The following is an 18,281-nucleotide window of genomic DNA, read 5'->3' as shown; positions in this document are numbered from 1 at the left end:
AGCAGATCCTGTTATGAATGTTGAAGCTCAGAAGAACGGTCACGTCCCGACGAAACCGGCAACGGAAGTCAACGTTGGGGAAACCGTCGATAAAATCCACGAACAATTCCTGGCACTTCGCGAACAACTCGGCGGCGTGATCGTTGGGCAGCACGAAGTCTCGGAGCAGTTGCTGATCGCCCTGCTCTGTCGCGGGCATTGCATTTTGCAAGGGATGCCGGGGTTGGCGAAGACCACGTTGATTTCCACATTGGCTTCGCTGATCGATTTGTCATTCCGCCGCGTACAATTCACGCCCGACCTGATGCCCGGCGATATCACCGGCACCGAAGTCCTCGAAGAAGACCACACCACCGGCAAACGGATTTTCCGATTCGTCGAAGGTCCGTTGTTTGGCAACGTGATTCTCGCCGACGAAATCAACCGCACGCCGCCAAAGACGCAAAGTGCCCTGCTCGAAGCGATGCAGGAACAGCAACTCACCGTCTGCGGGAAGACGTACGAACTCCCGAGCCCGTTCTTCGTACTCGCCACGCAAAACCCCGTCGAGACTGAGGGCACATATCCGCTGCCGGAAGCTCAACTCGACCGGTTCTTACTCAAGATCCACGTCCAATACCCGAGTCGTGCCGAAGAACTGGAAATTGCCCGTCGGCAAACCACCGACTACCGCTTTGAAACCAAAACCGTATTGCATGCCGACGACATTCAGCGGATGCAATCGCTCGTGCGGAATGTTGTCGTCGCTGATCATGTTTACGAGGCGGCTCTCGATCTCGTGCGGGGCACCCGACCTGATGAAGACGCCCTACCGGATGAACTCCGTAGCATGGTCCAATGGGGGGCCGGTCCACGAGCGACAATCGCCTTGTTGATGGCCGCCAAAGCACGAGCCTTGATCAACCGCCGCTGTCACGCGACCACCGCCGACTTGGTCGCGGTCGCCCATCCGGTGTTGCGACATCGCATCATTCTCACCTTCAACGCCGAAGCCGCCGGTGTGGATGCAGATTCGGTGCTGACGAAAATTATCGAAGCCACGAAGTCGCTGAAGAAGTCACCCGAAAAAGCGAAGCCGTAGGGTGCGTTGCAACGCACCACAAGTTTTGAACCCGCAATGAACGGTGCGTCACGACGCACCCTACGAGATCTCGACCGAAAAATGTTCCGACTGTTCCGCTCGAAAAAATCACACGCGTCCGCTCCGACTGAACCACACCGCAGTGGCTATCAATTGCCGGCGGATTTGGTCGATCCGCGGGTGATGGATGAGATCGGGCATTTGGAATTGCTTTCGCGGACGGTCGTGGACGGTTTGTTGGCGGGGAAACATCGCTCGACGACCAAAGGCGGTTGCTGTGAGTTCGCCCAGCATCGGCAATACGCTCCCGGCGATGAAATCCGTCAGATCGATTGGCAAGTCTATGCCCGCAACGATCGTTACTTCATTCGGCAGTTCGAGGAAGAGACGAACCTGCACGGCATCCTCGCAATTGACACCAGCGGGTCGATGAAGTTTGGCCACTCGACGATTTCGAAGCTCGATTACGCCAAACAAGCCGCCGCGTGTGTCGCTCGGTTGTTGCTTCGACAACGCGACGCGGTCGGTGCGGTCGTGCTCAACGAATCGAAACCGTTGTTCGTGCCACCCAAACAGAACGCGGCTCATTTGCAAGCACTTCTATTAGCATTGCAAACCGCCCAACCGCAAGACGGCGGTAACCTCGGACATCAAATTCAGGCCAACATTCCGCGTTTCAAACGTCATGGACTATTCGTCCTGTTTTCCGATTGTTTCGGCGACCTGGACGACCTCGGAAAAGCTCTGCGAATTGTGCGGGCACGCGGGCATGATGTCGTCGTGATGCATGTGCTTGCACCCGAAGAAATTCACTTCAACTTCCGGCGGTTTTCGTCGTTTCAATCGTTGGAGGTGGCCGGTCAGAAGTTAAATCTTGATCCGGCCGCCGTCCGTGATGAATACGTGAAACGAGTGCGAATATTTCTGGAACGACTGGAAGAACTTGTCACCGGACTCGGCGGCGACTACATCCGCATGACAACCAATCACGACCTGGCCAGCACCCTCGGTTGGTTTCTCAGAAATCGAATGGCCCGTGCGTGAAATCCGCGTGCGTGAAAACCGGGAGACAGGCGACAGAAAACACGAATCCCGTAGGGTGCGTTGCAACGCACCACAAATGTCGAACCCGTGATAAATGGTGCGTCCCGACGCACCCGACAACCAACTAACCCCAACCCCCTGAAAAGCCCGTGAGTTTTCTCAGCATTGCCTTCCTCACAGCGTTGCCGTTGGCCTTGGCCCCGGTGCTGCTTCACTTGTTCGATCGGCGTCGCAACGTCGTGATCGAATGGGGAGCGATGCAATTCCTGCAGGAAGCCGTCACGCGGCGGACGAGTGCCCGCAAGCTGAAGCAATGGCTGTTGCTGCTCTTGCGAACGCTGGCGGTGTTGGCGTTGATCTTCGCACTCGCGCGTCCGCTTCTGCCCGGCAATTGGTTCACGGGAACCGATCGCGGTGAGACGATTTTCGTCGTGGATAATTCCCTCTCCATGATGCGTTTGGCGGGCGATGACGAAACTTTATTTGACCAAGCCATCGGGAAGGTGAAGGCCGAACTCGATGACTTGCCGCCAACCGAGTTCGTTCGCGTGCTACTTTCGTCGCCGTATCCGTCTTGGTCAACCACCGGCAGCTTGCGAGTCGATGCACAATCAAAGTCGCATATCATTGACGAACTGGACGAACTCCGCCCGACGCAAGGGCAAAGCGATTTGCTCGCGGCGTTGTTCGCGGCGACGCAGGCGGAAGTCCAACCGACGCAACAACGCCGCCGCATCGTGTTGCTCACCGATCATCAGGCGACCGATTGGAACCTTGGGGTCGAGGAAAGTTGGCAACGCTACCGAGACGTCCTCGCCTCCACGCCGATCCCGACGGAATTGGAATTCGTTAACCTGCGGGAATCGCAAACCGGCAAAAATGTCGCTGTCAACTCGTTGGCGGCAAACCGCACGACGGTGGGTGTCGATCGGCCATTCACGCTCACTGCGGAAATTCAAAACCATTCTGAAACCGGCATCTCACCGTCATTGGCGACGTGGACCATCGGCCAAGAATCCGTCTACGAAAGTCAGATTCCCGATCTTGATGCCAACGCGGTTCACACCGCCGAGTGGACGTATTCGTTCTCTGAACCAGGCGTCTATTCGATTTCCTGCGAACTCGACATTGAAGACGAACTCCCGCAAGACAACACCGCGACGTTGGTGATCGAAGTCGTACGGCAACTGCCGGTGTTGATCGTCGAGGGAGCCCCGGACCGGGCGGAATTACAGCGGGATGCGTTTTTCGTGGAGACGGCACTCGGCTGGATCGATGGCATGCCGGGATCGGCGAACACCGTGTACGCTCCGACGACGGTCGAACCGGAGCGGTTGGAACATCTCGACCTCGCCGCCTTTCATGCCGTCGTGGTGCCGAATCTGACGGAGTTGAGTGAAACCAGCACCGAACGGTTGGCCGAGTTCGTTCGGTCCGGCGGCGGTTTGTGGATCGCACTCGGGCCGCGAACCGATGTCGACGCCTTCAATCAACGCCTGTACGCCGACGGCAACGGCTTGGCTCCACTTCGATTAGATCAGATCGTCGACTCACTGGATGCCGAAGAATCGACCGATCGCACGAAGATCAACCCGTTCATGAAGGGCCACCCGGCGACGGCGTCGTTGTCGGATACGGATCAACTCGACCTCGCGGACGTGGCCGTCGCCCGGCGGTTTCGCTTCGAATCCGCTCCGCCCGGCGAGGACATTTCGATGCTGCTCGGTTTGACGAACGGCGAGCCGCTCGCCGTCGAGAATTATTTTGGTCGTGGCCGCGTGGTCGTGCAGACGATTCCGCTGCGATTGCAATGGAGCGACTTGGCCCGTTCGCAGTCGTTTGTGGTGATCGTGCACGATTGGCTCGATTATCTGACACAGCCACTATCCACGCGACACAACCTCACGCCAGGTGAGCAACTTGCGATTCGATTGCTGGACAGTGACGTGAAAACCGCCACGCTTGAAACGCCGCACGGGAACGAAATTGAACTCTCGGCGGAGTCGTCCGATGGCGGGGCCGTTTTCCGTACTAGCCGAACGGCGTTGCCGGGGAGTTACCGGTTGGACACGGGTTCCGAGAACGGAGCGATTCCGTTTCACGTCCGTCGCGATCCCCAAGAATCGAATTTGGCAGCCCTCACCGGCGAGCAATTGCAATCGGTGCAGTCGCTGACGGACATTGAACCAAAAGCGACCGAAGCCGGGGAAATCATCGAAGTCGGCACCGAACCGTTGTGGCCGTTCTTGCTGATGGGTTTGATCGGGATCATTGCCATGGAGTTGTTGCTCTCCGGCATGATCTCCCGCGAACGCTTTGGCAGCGACCCCATCGCCGAAACGACCGAACCGGAGAACCAGAACTTCGGATTTCCTCCGCCTGTCGACCACGGAGCAACCGCAATGGGTGGCATGCCCATGGCTCCGCGTGGGCATGGAGATTTCGAACGCCAAACCATACCCACCCAAAGCGGTGGGCATGCCACACGTGTGTAAGACTTTGGACAAAGACATACTTCGACATCAATCAAAAGCATGAACCCCACGACCACGAACATCTCGGAACAACTCACCCTCGACGGGCCAATTTCGCTGACGGCGGCGGTCCTGGTCGGTTTGGGGGCGTTGTTGGTGTTCGCATGGGCGTTGTGGCGGGAACGGAAAATCCTCGGGCCGAAACAAACAGTGTTCTTCTGGTGCTTGCGAGTGGCAGCCGTCGCGACGGTGTTGTGGATGCTGCTCGCACCGGCTCAACGTCGCGTGGAGACCTCTCGCACTCGACGGGCGATCGCGTTGGTGCACGACACCACCGGCAGCATGCGAACCGTCGATCCGGTCGGGACTGCCGACGAATTGCGATGGGCGATCAGCGTGAGCGATTCCGAATCGACGCCCATCCAATCCGGTGACAAAGCCGTCGTTGCGATGGGTTTGGCTCGCCGGCACTTGAACGCTGCTCTCGATGCGTTGAAACACTACCAACCCGAAGCGGTTTTTATGAAAGAGATGACTACCACCGGGCGAGCGATCAACCGGGTGCGTTCTCATCTCGAACGGCTTAGCAAAGCATCACTGAGTTCGGCGACGAAGACATCAATCGATCGGCAACTCACGGCACTCGATGACGCGGAGTTTCAGTCGTTTCAATCGGTCGTCAATGCGTTGGAGAAAGGTCGCACGCCGACGGAAAAAGGGTGGCGGGAAAGTCTGCCGGATTTGGAATACCGCATCGCCGGGGCGGTCCGTTCGTTGCGGGAACTCGCTCGGCAAGTCGCGGTCGATGTGCAATCCCAACCCGATGAAAAAACGAAACCGCAGTTGGCGAAACTCTCCCGACGATCTCGTGGCGAGCGAGTGCAAAATCGGATTCAACATCTGCACACATCGACTTTGAAAGCTCTCGAAGACACCGCCGATGTTCGGTTTGCGGAATTCGCTCAATCGGTGAATTGGTCGACCACGCCGCCCAAACCCCCTGCTGCCGAATCCGAAGAAGAAGAACCCGACCCGACGCTGGGAACCGACTTGGCGATGGCGCTCGAACAGGTGCAACGACGCGGCCAAGAGCAACCGCTCGCGGCGACGTTCTTGTTCACCGACGCGGCTCAAAATCAATCGAACGAAGGCAGTCCGCAGGAAGTCGCCCGGCGGTTGGATAATACGCCGGTGTATGTCGTGCCGATCGGCAACACGCGGTATGTGCGGGATGTCATTTTGCAATCGGTTTCCGCTCCGGCGGTGGCGATGCGGAATGATGATGTCGTTATCGAAGCCAATCTCGAAGCCCATGATTGTGCGGGCGAGGTTTGCCACATCGAGTTGTTGCAAGACGGCATGGTCATCGACTTCCGCGACGTGATTTTCGATTCCGATTTCGCCACGCGAAGTGTGCGATTCGAACAGCATGTGCCGGAAATCGGTCGGCAGGTTTTCCAGATCGCAGTCGCGCCGCTCGATCGCGAATCGACGGATCAGAACAATTACGATGAAGTTGAAGTCAACGTGACCCGCAGCGACATCAAAGTCCTACTGACCGATGACATGCCGCGTTGGGAGTATCGTTACCTCACACAGTTGTTCCGTCGGGATGCGAAAGTCGAATGCGATGAGTTGCTGTTCCGTCCGCGAATGATCGCCACCGGTCGGCGAAAAGCGACTCGCACGTTGCCGACGACCGTCGATGAGTGGGACCAATACGATGTGGTGTTGCTCGGCGATTTACCACCGGAACGCTTCTCGACGGTCGCTCAACAATCGCTGCAAGAATACTTGCACGACCGCGGTGGGACGTTGGTGTTGATTGCTGGTCGGAACGCGATGCCGCAGGCGTATGTCGATCATCCGCTGGAAGAGATTCTCCCGGTCCGACCGGTCAACTCAGCGGGTGATGCCGCGACTCGGTTTGCCTTCCGGGTGACCGAAGACGGTTTGAGTCACGATGCTTTGATGATCGGCGAAACCGAAGCGGCGACTCGGACGGCTTGGGATTTTGTGAATCGGTATTCGCCGTTGCATGAGGTGTCCGCATGGCGACATCCGTTGCCTTCGGCGGAAACCCTGATCGCTGCCGTTCCACGGGATCAACCTGAGGCCAACCAAGACGCCGCCAGCAGTGCGTTTCTGTGTTGGCAGCCGATTGGTCGTGGGCGGATCGTGTACCTCGCGGGTCCCGAGACGTATCGGCTGCGATTGCTTCGCGGCGACAGTTTGCACTACCGGTTCTGGGGGCAGTTGCTGCGGTGGGCAATCGCGGCGGACTTGTCGACCGGTACGCAGTTCGTCCGCATCCGCACGAACAAATCACGGTATCAAACACGTGATGAAATTCTCGCCACCGTGGAACTCAGTGACGCCGACGGCAAACCGATCATGGCGGAGAACTTGGAGATTCAAATCACCTCCGGCGACAATCTTCGCACGGTCGCGTTGAAATCGCAGCCGACGGTGCCGGGGCAATTCCAGGCCGAGATTCGTTCGCTACCGCCGGGTGTGTACCGACTCGAACCAGTCGGGGCGAAGATCGACGAGTTACAACAAGACAGCTTAGAACCTGCCGTCGCTAGTATCACCGTGCAAGCGAATTTGCCGCGTGAGATGGTCGACACCCGGTGCGACTTGGCCCTTGCCGGGCAAATTGCCGACCTCTCCGGGGGGCAAGTTCTGTCACCGACGACGGTCGAGGAAGTGCTCGCCCTGACGGACTTGGAGCCGATCGTCACCGAAACCATCCAGCGGAAACCGCTGTGGTTAGAATGGAAATACTTGTGGATCGTCTTCGGCTGCTTGCAAACCGAGTGGATTGTCCGCAAGTGGAAAGGACTATCGTGATGGCAGACGTTAGTCGAGGGTCCGGAGACAATAGACATGGGCCTCGTGCCACGGCTCGACGAGCCGTGCTGAGCAACTCGTCTTTGGAAGAATCGGTTCGGAGAGCTATTGGACCCGATCCATGCACTTCAAACGAATTGCAAAGTTCGTTCGGCCTTTGGCTCTCGAATCTCCGCTCGCAGCCCTCTGTCCGAATCAACGAGGATGACACATGATTCAGCCACACAACAATGCCGTGCCGTCCGTCATTCGTCGCAAGCTGCGTTCGATTCGTTTGCGTCAAACCGGACTGATTCTCCTGCGAGGCTTCGCGATCGCGGTCGCCGTGTTTGTCGCGGCGATGGTCTTGTCGATGACAATTGATTGGGTCTTCACGCTGTTCAGTCCTCTCGTACGGATCGCGTTGACTGGTTTGGCGATCGTGTTGGCAGTCACGGTGTTTTTCGTCAGCGTTGTTCCGCCACTCCGTCGCACGTTCAGTCGCACGCAACCCGCCGCCGATGCCGATGCCGCCATCCCGCAACTCGAAGAACGCTGGACGACGGTGGCGTCGTTCGCCGACTCCGGTGAGAAACCCGGTTCGCAGATGTCACAAGCGATGCTCGAACAGGTCAACAGCGAAGCCGTCGCGATGCAGCGGTTGGTTCGGCCGTCGATCGTCGTCCGACCGGCTTCCTTGAAACGACCGTTGGCATTCTTGGGAGGAGTGTTGTTGTTGCTGGCAGGGTTTTTGGTGATCGATTTGCCACGAACGACCGTGCTTGTGAAACGGTTCCTCTCACCGACGGCCCCCATCACCGCGACGCAACTCATTAGTGAATCGGGCGATCTGACGATTCCCCGCGGTGAAATGTTCGACATCGTCGCCACGGCGACCGGAATCGTGCGGGAGTCCGTCACGTTGGCGATCAAACATGAATCGGGCGTGGTCGATGTGCTCGATGTTCCCGTCGACGAGGAAGACGCGAAACGCTTTGTGCATGCAATGCGGGCCGACGATTCGCTGCGGTATCAAGTCACGTCCGGCGATGCCCGCACGCATTGGCATCGGGTTACGGTCATCGATCATCCCACGTTGGAGGAAGTGCAATTCCAGGTGACGCCGCCATCGTACATCGATCAACCGCCGATCGAGAAATCTCTGATTCCCAGCCGGTTGCGGGTTCCACAGGGCAGCTTGCTTGAAGTGGCGATGAAACCGACGACGGAGTTGAAGTCGCTCACCATCGACTTGGACATCCCCCGTCTCGAAGGGGAACCAGAACGCAAGACGGTGCGATTGCGACCTGACACCAACGGTTGGTACCGCTTCCGCACGCAGTTGCTCAGTGATGTGTCGTTCCGCCCGACGCTGCGGAATGTTTTCGGTTTGCAGAACGAGGACAAACGGGTCTGCCATATTGAAGTCATCGAGGACCGGGCCCCTGTCGCACGCATCACCAATTCCGACGAGGAAATGGCGGTGGCCGAGGATGAGGAAATCGAGATCAATTTCGAAGCCCACGACGATCATGGCATCAAGACCGCCGAGTTGGTCATCTACGATGAAACCGACACCGAAGAGGGTGAAGAGCCGAGAATTCTCGAAGTTCGCGAAATTCCGTTGGGTGATCAGCAGGATGAAAAACACGTGATGGGCAGCACCAAGCTGGACCTCAAAGAATTGAATCTGCCCGAAGACGCGAAGATCAGCTACTCCATCCGCGTGACCGACAACCGGGATGTGGAAATCGATCCCGACAGGATGTTGGCCGACTCCGACGCGGAACCGAACGAAGAATCCTCGGACATGGAAACAGATTCCTCCGAGAACACCGACCAGATGGCTGCGAAATCGGAAAACGATCATCGCGAATCGGCGGCGGCCAAAGCGGACATGGAAACTGCACGCTCCGACACAGGAAAGAATGACACAGGTGCCGACTCCAATCCCACCGAAGATTCGGAAACGGAGTCGAAACCAGCACTCGCGCAGTCCGACACAACCACTGAAGAGATGGACGCCAAGTCGAAGGCGTCCGAGGTTGACGACGGCGAGAAAGTTGCTGCGACGGAATCGAATGACGCGAAGACCGGCGACACCGAACCAACCGAAAGTGAATCTGCGGGGAACACCTCACCGAATGACGCCACTCAAGAAACAACCGAACTTGCATCCGCTGAGGACGCGAAGCCTCAGACCAACACGGACATGACCAAAGGCGATGCAGATTCTCAGAGCGCCACCATGAAAACGGCCGACGCCACCGATGACGAAAAGAACGTCGAGAAAACCGAGGCTCCTCAGTCAGAATCGGATGACGATCAAAACAACAAAACAAAAACCGAAGTCGCCGCAGAAGGAACGAACACAGATACCGCTAAACCAGCCAATGCCCAACCGACGGGGGATGACTCCGAACGTGTGGCAAAGTCCGATACGCCTCAACCAATGCCCGGTGAAAACACGGAGACGGCGAACACCGAAAACGCCTCAGACAACGACCCGCCAGAGTCCACCAAACCAATAGAGTCTTCGAAGGTGGCCAAGTCTCAGGATTCCGATGAGAAACCAAACGACGACAATCCCCAAGAGGAAGATGAAAACAACACCGTCGCCAATACGGATGCGAAGTCACCGAAGACTGGCGACGGTCCGCAAGTGGCTACGGATGCGAAGACTGCCGATTCCGAATCGAAGGACGCGAAGCCCAACCAAAACCAGAACGTCGCACAAGCGAACGCGAGTGGAAATCAAAAGCCGAAGAAACCGCAGGAGCCGTCGGAATCTGGTCCGCCGATCCCTGTGCCGGTCAAGATGACCGCTCAGCAATCGGAGAGTGGGCAGAATGCGGAGACCAACAAACGGAAGCTCAAAATCACGAAACGGCTCGCGAGTGTGGCGAAGTCGGACGCGGAGAGAAAGAAAGAACAGCGGGCCGGTATTCGGCAGAAGGTGGTGGCGATTGATGTCATGCTGGCCGAGGTGGAAACGCGACTCAATCAGATTTTGAACCGTGAAATTCCCGACTCGCAACATCGCCAAGCTTTCGAGGAAACCGATGATCGGTTGGGCGAAGTAGAAACTTTCGTCGCTGAACTGCGTCAAGAAACCGCCGAGGGCGAGTTCGCGTTCATTGGATTGCAGATGGTGGACATCACGCGGACCTATGTCACCCCGGCTCGCGACCGTGTGTTCCAGGCGATCCGCGATGTCGCCGGTGCGGAAGCTCACACGAAAGTGGCGAGCGGGCACATCACCCGTGCACGCGAGTTACTAGCTGCATTGTTGGCTCGTTATGACAAAGTCGCCCAAGAGAAGAAGCTCGCCGAGTCCATCGAGGAAACCGTCGAGATTTACGAAGTCTACGTCGAGAAAATGCAAAAGCTGATGCGTGAGCGTCGGCAGAACAAGAATCCGCTGGGGCGTGCGATGGCGGTGATCGAAGTCGATCAAGATTACCTTGATCGGCTTGCGGAAGTCGTCACGCTTCGGCGGGAAATGATGCGAGAGTTCGGGCGAATGCTCTCGGACGATCCGCGGTTGCTCGCTCGGTACATGGACTTGCTCAAACGTCGCAACAAGTCGCTTCGGGATCAACTTTCCGACTTGGCCGAGCGACAAGAGGAAGTTGCCTATGAACTGGCTGGGTGGCAGTCTGTGGATGAGGCGGGACGGGCGGATGTGTGGACCATTGTGATCGAAATGCGATTGCTGGCCGCCGAGGAATTGTCGAAGGAATCCGCGAGTCTCGCCGAGCGAATTCGCAAGCAACTCCCGCTCACTTTGGAGCCGTCGCATCCGGTAGCCGCCCGCGTGCTGAGTGAGACCGACCGGATGGCGGAGTTGGCCCAAGAGGTTGCATTCGATGCGGAATTGTTCTTCACAGCCAAGCCGGAGGATGCCAAAGTTCAAACCGCGCTCCACAGGACTCGGCAACTGTCGGCGATTTTCAGTGACTTGGATGCCGCCCTTGATCGAATGATTGTCGAGAACGAAGACGACGAGGATATTGAAACTTATGTCAATGCTCGATTGCGAGAAAGTCGCAGTGTGGCCGACCAAGCCGAACGCTGGGAGCAAATTGCGACGGCCATTCAGAGCCGCCGATATTTTGGCTTGAACGAACTCGACCAATGGCAACTCAACACCGCGACCGAGTTGTTGCGTGTGGAGATGCTGGAATTCGAAGACGACTTGGAAGGCCAATTTCAACAACAAGCCAACAGCGACGTTCCCGGCGAAATCGTTGATATGATTCGTCAACTTCACCGTCTGATGGAAACGATTACGTTCAATCAGTCCGCTGCCACGTTTGCGTTGAAAAAAGATCGTGGCGAGTTCGCGGAGACGCAACAGGCCGAAGCCGTTCGCAACTTCGCGTTGGCAGAGGATTTGTTCGACAAAATTCGACGGGCCGTCATCGCGGAACTCGATCAGTACGATGTTGACGATCCGAACATTGCCAACCTTCGTGATCCGACGTTGGATCAATTCCTGGCGAACTTGGAACGTGAGCCGAACATTCAAGCTCAGTTGGGGATTCCGCGTCGACCGACGAATCTGCGGGTGCGGGCGGACAACCTATTTACTAATCAAACCAACACTCTGCTGAGCTCCGCAATGGCCGCCGAAGACCGCGCGTCTCAAGCCATGAAGATGGCAGAAAAAGACGGCAAGGATGATCAAAAAAAGAAAACCGTCAACGAAATGACGTCCGAAGAAAAAGAGCAAATGGAGAAAGCCAAGGAAATGCAGGAGCAGTTGGCGAAGTCGTTGACGTCGATCGAAGAGAAACTCAAGGACCCGAAGACACCGCCCGCCGAACGACGAAAACTCGAACAGATGCAGCGGAATCTCAAGCGAGTTCAGAAGCAACTCGATGAGGAAGCCACCTCCGCCGAGGAATGGGAGCGCATCGTCGAGCGAGACCAAGCCGCCGAAATGCTCAAAGCACTTGCCAAAGGTGAACGCATTCCCGATGAGCAATGGAACCGGTTGATGTCCACACTTGAAGATGGACTTTGGCAAGTCCGGGGCACGCAACCGCCCGAAGAATATCGCAAGGCGATCGAGCAATACCAAGACCGCTTGCGTGAGTTGATGTCGACTGTTCCGGCGGGGGAGTGAATAGCTCATGAAAATAAGTGTTTCACAAACGACGGTGTGCCACGGCTCTGTGAGCCGTGCCGAGCAACGGTCCCGGCACGATGCAATGGGATGCCATGCCCAGGTCAGCATGGGCATGGATGACGGTCGGACTGCCAATGCTGATTCGGAGACACCGTTCATTTTTGAAGCAAACACTGGCAACGAGTTGCCAGTGGCACCCGAGCGATTGCTCCGGAAAGGCACGGCACACCGGCCTGGGCATGTCACCCGAATTCTTCCGATACTGCTAGGTATCTTGGTTGTGGGCGTTGGGAAACCGGCGTTCGCTCAGGATGAACTCCCCAAGAAACCGCTGATTGCGCGAACGACGAACTTGAGTGGTGCACTACCTCCAGGCGAGTGGACTCGTGTGGAATCGTCGATTGACAGTGGTTTGGCGTGGCTCGCGAAACAACAAGCCGATGACGGTCGATTTCCGAGTGACGAAATCGGGCAACCGGCGGTCACGTCAATGGCGATCATGGCGTTTCTGTCGCGCGGTCACGTCCCCGATCAAGGGCCGTACGGTGCGACAATTTCCAAAGCCATCGACTTTGTGCTTTCGACGCAACGTCGGCGTGGATACTTTTCGCTACTGCCGGTCACGCCGCCTTCGAATCACCTCACGCCATCGCAAACGGTCACGTACAATCACGCGATTGCAGGGATGATGCTCGGCGAGGTCTACGGAATGACGTCCGCCGAACGCTCCCAGCAGATTGAAGATGCTTTGGCTCGGGCCTTGGTCTATCACCGCGAAGTTCAAACCCGTCAAAAGAAATATGAGTCGGACAAAGGCGGTTGGCGGTACGGTTTTCCGGAAAGTCCGAATGCAAATTCTGATTTGTCGGTGACGGGGTGGGCGTTGATGTTCCTTCGGTCGGCACGCAACGCGGAATTCAACGTTCCCAAACAGTATTTCGATGAAGGACTCGATTACGTCGAGCGGTGTTACGTCGAAGATCCCAAGGATCACAAGAAGGGAGTTTTTCGATATCGACCGTTGGCATCCGCGCCGGGAGAGAATCCGCAGATCACGCATGCCAACACGGCGTCGGCGATGCTCACGCTCATTCTTGGTGGGCGGTTGGATCATGAAGGACTCGCGGTGGGTGTGAACTGGTTCCGGCAGCGAGATTATCCCCGTCCTTGGCAAACCGGCTACTTCTACTTGGCCACGTACTACAGCAGCCAGGCAATGGCCCAAGTCGGCGGGGACACGTGGAATGAGATCTTCCCACAAATCGCCCGGAACCTCATCGAAGAACAAGAAGACGACGGCAGTTGGCCGCCAGGAACCGGCACGGAGAAAAACTTCGGTTCCGCCTATTCCACCTCCCTCGCCGTTCTCGCGTTGACTCCCGCGTATCAATTGTTGCCGATCTACCAACGTTGATATTCCTCGGCTGCCCTCGATTTTTCCTGCGGTGTGGTCCTAGAATCAAATAGGAACTGCAATGCGTGAAGAAAATCGAGATGTGATATGCCGGAGATTTCGACCGAACACCCACCACCCAGAGCACCGATTATTCGACGAACCGGTCTCTACGGTGCCGCTCTCGGGGTGATTGTGGGGCTCATCGATCGCACGATCCGCGGGGCAAGCGTGGAGGAAGTCGCCGCGATTGTTCGATGGCGAAACTTCATTCTCGTCGGCACCGTAATCGGAATTCTCGCGGGCATACTGCTGGCGTGGGCGGTGCGGGCGTATTGGCGGAAAGTGGTCCGGGAAGCGAACGCCGCCGAACAATCGGGAGATTCTCAAATCGAAGATTCTGCCGTCGATTCCCCATCTTCGGACTCGTCCCCGACGAAAAACGCGCTATCCTGAGAAAGAGGTCCGCCTGACATTGTGTGTCACAGGGCCGTGGCACCCGAATTTTTGAGGAATCGGTCGACTATGCCGCTTTTCGAATATTCCCAGTTCGACGAATCCGAGCAATTCCAGCCGCAATCGGCTGATAAGCTGTTCGATCAGATCAGTGAATACATGCTGCAATATGGCGAGGAGATTCTCGACCAACTTCCGGAGTTGGAAGACGAACACCCGGAATTGCTGGAAATGCTCATCAAACGCGGGTTTGTCGAGAAGGACAAGGACGGCCAATACTCGATTACGCCGCAAGGAATTCGTCGGGTCGAGAACAAAGCGTTGGAAGACTTGTTCACAATCGCCCGCAAGGACAAGCTCGGCAAACACGACACCGAGTTTCGCGGTGCCGGCCAAACGGTTCATGATGAATCGAAGCCGTACGAGTTTGGCGATCCGGTTTCGAATTTGAACATGCACGAATCCCTGAAGAATGCCCTGCACCGTCAGGGTGGCGGTTCACCGATTCGCCTGCAGGAAGACGATCTCGTCGTGCACGACACGGAGTACCAAACGTCCTGCGCGACCGTGGTTCTGCTGGATATGTCTGGGAGTATGGCGCGTTACGGCAAATTCGCGGGAGCCAAGAAAGTTGCGATGGCGTTACAGGCACTTGTCCGGGGGCGTTATCAGGGTGATTTTCTGCAGGTCGTCGGTTTTTACACCTATGCCACTCCGCTGTCCGAACGACAGTTATTGCAATGTGCCCCCAAGCCGGTGAGCATTTACGATCCACGTGTGCGGATGCGAATTCCCATCGACAACCCACCCGGATTCGTGCCCGAGCACTTCACGAATATCCAAGCGGGACTGCAATTCGCCCGGCGAGTTCTCAAGCGGCAACCGGCTCAGAATAAGCAGATTATCACAATTACCGATGGCGAACCGACGGCTCACATCGAAGGACGGGAAGTCGTGCTGATCTATCCGCCCGCAGAGAAAACTCGACAGATCACGCTCACCGAGGTCAAACGCTGTGCGAACGAAGGCATTCAGATGTCGAGTTTTGCACTGATCGAAGACTACTTCTACCTTGGCCTCGTCAATTTCGTCGAGCAAATGGGGCAAGTCTCCGGCGGCGTTGCGGCGTACTGTAACGCCAACGATCTGGGCAATATGGTCGTGGATAGTTTTGTCGGTGGCCGTCGCAAACGAAAAACAGTCTAGGACCACACGACTCAGCATTCAAAACCGCAGCCCCGCAGTCGAAGTTCCACAAGTCGTTGACGGCAAGCAATCACGCGGCTCTCGTCATTGGCTCGACGGAAAAGCACTTCGAGTTGTTCCAGACAACCCGAGCAAGATAATGTGACAATCTTGGACGCGGGCAACTCTTGCACTAGTTCGTAGGCATCGTCGAAGCGATCTTGCTTGAACAACGAACTCGCCAACCCAATGCGGTAGCGAAGATTGCCAGGATCACGGCGAATGGCTTTGCGAACCATTCGTTCGGTGGTCGTCTTCGGGTAGCCGCACCGCTCACTGTAGTAGGCGAGATCGTAATAGATTTGGGCGTGTTCCGGGCTCTGCTTGGCGGCGTTTCGACAGGCGGTCATCGAAAGATCGGGACGGTCAACCAAATCGAGCGAAATGGCCACATCCAGCAACAAGGGCGCGGAAAGTTCTTGGTTCTCCGCCAACTTGGAAAGCATGTCCGTAGCGAGTTCGAACTGCCCTGACCTAGCATATGCACTCGCCAAACTCACTTGGCTTTCGTCGCTGAGCGTAACCGCAAGTGACGCCCGCTCGAACGCAGAGATTGCCAGCGGATAATTGGCACTTAGGTAGTGAACACGACCAAAGAGTTCCCACGCTCGGCCATCTTCCCGATTCTGCATCACGCAAGCTTTCAGGAGGGCTTTGGCCGCCCGAAAATTCCGGGCGTTGACCGCGTGTCGTGCCGCGGCGAGCTGCTTGTATCGTGACAATTTCGGAACGGAATTCGTTCGCTGTGTTGCTAATTTCACCATCATCTGAGTCACAATCCGAAGACGCCGATTATGTCGTGGTTTCTTTCTGCCTATCTCAACCGATCTCGAAAGGAATTCGAGCCATCGTGATGGGGCAAGATCAATTCATTCCCTCACAGGCAACATCACTGGATATGAAGGCGACACCCCGCCGCCGACACCCCTGTGATATTGAGACTCATTCTCAGTAAAGGGCCGGGCTTTGTCAATCCCTTCCGAGTCGCCGGACGGATATTTTCGGATTGCTCGGTGGTTTCATGTCGGAATTCATTGTTGCAGAACAAGATACGATTTCATGTGGTAAAGTCATTGTCTTCGGATCGTAGTAAGTCCGATCGTGTGAAGATTGGGAATCCAGCGTTTTTTCGCGCCTACTGTGGATGTCGCAGACCAGATTACGGCGGGATCTTCCCCGCTGACGCTGCGATCCATTCAACGGCGCGTGTTTATTTGGGCTTTGGAGACAACCGTGTCCGCAGCGTTTTGGGGTCGATGCCCAAGACACGGGCCGCTGCGGAGTAATTGTTGCGGCAGTGCTTGAGGGTTCGGCGGAACAGGATTGGCTCAATCTCCCCGAGCAACTTTTCGTGCAGACGATCACGATCGACGAGTGGATCGATTGATGCAATTTGCTGATCGAGCCAACCGTGGACCGACTTCGACCAACTCGCCTCCACATCGTCGGAATTTGTTGGCGAAGCCGGTTGGGGAAGATGCTCGACGGCAATCGCCGCGCCGCGAGAGGCAATGGCGGCGTGTTCGACTGCGTTTCGCAATTCGCGAATGTTGCCGTACCAGCGACGAGAGACCATCTCCTCGATCGTGGATTTCAGAAACCCGGAATTTCGACTTCCGTTCGCGGATTGCTGAAGGAAATGGTCGGCAAGAACCGGAATGTCTTCGGTTCGTTCGCGAAGCGGTGGTAACTCGATGTGATAAACGCTAAGACGATAGTAAAGGTCTTCGCGGAACAGGCCCGCTGCGATCAAATTCGGCAGGTGTTTGTTGGTCGCGGCGAGAAACCGCGCACGCATGGGGCGCGGATGGTTCTCGCCAACCCGAGTGACTTCTTTCTCTTCGATCGCCCGTAGCAATTTCACCTGTAATGGCAGCGGAACGTCCCCCAATTCATCCAGGAGAACAGTCCCCTCGCCCGCTTGCTCCAGAAGGCCGGGGCGTTCCACGTCTGCGCCGGTGTACGCACCACGCGCGTGCCCGAACAGTTCGCTTTCGATCAACGTCGGACTCAGTGCCGCGAGAAACACCGGCACAAACGGTTGGTCACGACGCGAGCTGTAGCGATGGATGGCGCGGGCGAAGACTTCTTTGCCTGTGCCACTTTCGCCGGTCAACAGAACTGGCACATCGCTGGCTGCAACGAGCGCGACACGATTGAAGATCCGCTGCATCGGCGGCGACTGCCCAATCACTACATCAGACGCGGATTGGTCAGCGGACGCCTGCGTCGGTTTCATGTTTGCCTGCAACGCGTTGGTTGCGCGATGGAGAACGCCTTTCAACTCCTCAAGCGAGAACGGTTTGACGAGGTAGTCGAAAACACCCGCCTGAACCGCGGCAGCGGCCGTGTCGAGGGTGCCATAAGCCGTCATCATAATGACCGGCGCATCGGGCGATAACTTGCGGAGTTCGGTGATCGCCGTCAATCCGTCCATTCGTGGCAAGCGGATGTCGAGAAACACGATATCCGGCGTCGTTTCAGCCGCAAGTTCCATCCCGCGTTCCGCCGAACCGGCCACATTGACCTCATGCCCCGCGTTCGCCAGAAACTCCTTCAGAGTATCGCAGTGTCGTGTTTCATCATCGATGACCAGAATCATCACCATAAGATTTCGGCTCT

At 56.6% G+C, this 18,281-nt stretch carries 10 protein-coding genes; 8 read left to right on the top strand and 2 right to left on the bottom strand.

The annotated features are described in order from the left end of the window. The first annotated feature begins 13 nt into the window (after window positions 1-13). From G6R38_RS23490 to G6R38_RS23455, 8 genes are all read left to right on the top strand, one after another. A complete protein-coding gene (locus G6R38_RS23490; protein WP_166831227.1) occupies window positions 14-1,081 on the top strand; it encodes an AAA family ATPase in 1,068 nt (355 codons plus the stop codon). Window positions 1,082-1,162: 81 nt separating this feature from the next. Beyond that, complete coding sequence (locus G6R38_RS23485; RefSeq protein ID WP_166831226.1) at window positions 1,163-2,125, top strand: DUF58 domain-containing protein; 963 nt, start codon at window positions 1,163-1,165, stop codon at window positions 2,123-2,125. 149 nt (window positions 2,126-2,274) lie between these two features. Beyond that, complete coding sequence (locus G6R38_RS23480) at window positions 2,275-4,620, top strand: BatA domain-containing protein (protein ID WP_166831225.1); 2,346 nt, start codon at window positions 2,275-2,277, stop codon at window positions 4,618-4,620. A 39-nt stretch (window positions 4,621-4,659) separates the two neighbouring features. Further along, window positions 4,660-7,452 (top strand): hypothetical protein, encoded by a 2,793-nt coding sequence (locus G6R38_RS23475; protein WP_166831224.1) that lies wholly within the window; start codon window positions 4,660-4,662, stop codon window positions 7,450-7,452. A 211-nt stretch (window positions 7,453-7,663) separates the two neighbouring features. Then, the gene (locus G6R38_RS23470; RefSeq protein WP_166831223.1) at window positions 7,664-12,562 is read left to right on the top strand and encodes a hypothetical protein; all 4,899 of its coding nucleotides are present in this window, start codon (window positions 7,664-7,666) and stop codon (window positions 12,560-12,562) included. A 7-nt stretch (window positions 12,563-12,569) separates the two neighbouring features. Beyond that, window positions 12,570-13,979, top strand: a complete 1,410-nt coding sequence (locus tag G6R38_RS23465) for a prenyltransferase/squalene oxidase repeat-containing protein (RefSeq protein ID WP_206028702.1) — start codon at window positions 12,570-12,572, stop codon at window positions 13,977-13,979. A gap of 87 nt (window positions 13,980-14,066) precedes the next feature. After that, window positions 14,067-14,414 carry a hypothetical protein gene (locus G6R38_RS23460; protein ID WP_166831222.1) on the top strand — a complete coding sequence of 116 codons (348 nt, stop codon included), beginning with the start codon at window positions 14,067-14,069 and terminating at the stop codon, window positions 14,412-14,414. A gap of 69 nt (window positions 14,415-14,483) precedes the next feature. Beyond that, on the top strand, window positions 14,484-15,620 hold the full coding sequence (locus G6R38_RS23455; RefSeq protein ID WP_166831221.1) for a vWA domain-containing protein: 1,137 nt from the start codon (window positions 14,484-14,486) through the stop codon (window positions 15,618-15,620). An 11-nt stretch (window positions 15,621-15,631) separates the two neighbouring features. On the opposite strand, the gene G6R38_RS23450 is transcribed toward G6R38_RS23455, so the two are convergent. Both G6R38_RS23450 and G6R38_RS23445 read right to left on the bottom strand, forming a co-directional pair. After that, window positions 15,632-16,426: a tetratricopeptide repeat protein gene (locus G6R38_RS23450; protein ID WP_166831220.1), complete on the bottom strand. Its 795-nt coding sequence runs from the start codon at window positions 16,424-16,426 to the stop codon at window positions 15,632-15,634. Window positions 16,427-16,869: 443 nt separating this feature from the next. Next, window positions 16,870-18,267: a sigma-54-dependent transcriptional regulator gene (locus G6R38_RS23445; RefSeq protein ID WP_166831219.1), complete on the bottom strand. Its 1,398-nt coding sequence runs from the start codon at window positions 18,265-18,267 to the stop codon at window positions 16,870-16,872. Window positions 18,268-18,281: the final 14 nt, after the last annotated feature.

Source organism: Thalassoroseus pseudoceratinae, from assembly GCF_011634775.1.
GTDB classification, from domain to species: domain Bacteria; phylum Planctomycetota; class Planctomycetia; order Planctomycetales; family Planctomycetaceae; genus Thalassoroseus; species Thalassoroseus pseudoceratinae.
The sequence above is the reverse complement of the archived record's forward strand: the minus strand, read 5'-3'. Positions and strand labels throughout refer to the sequence as shown.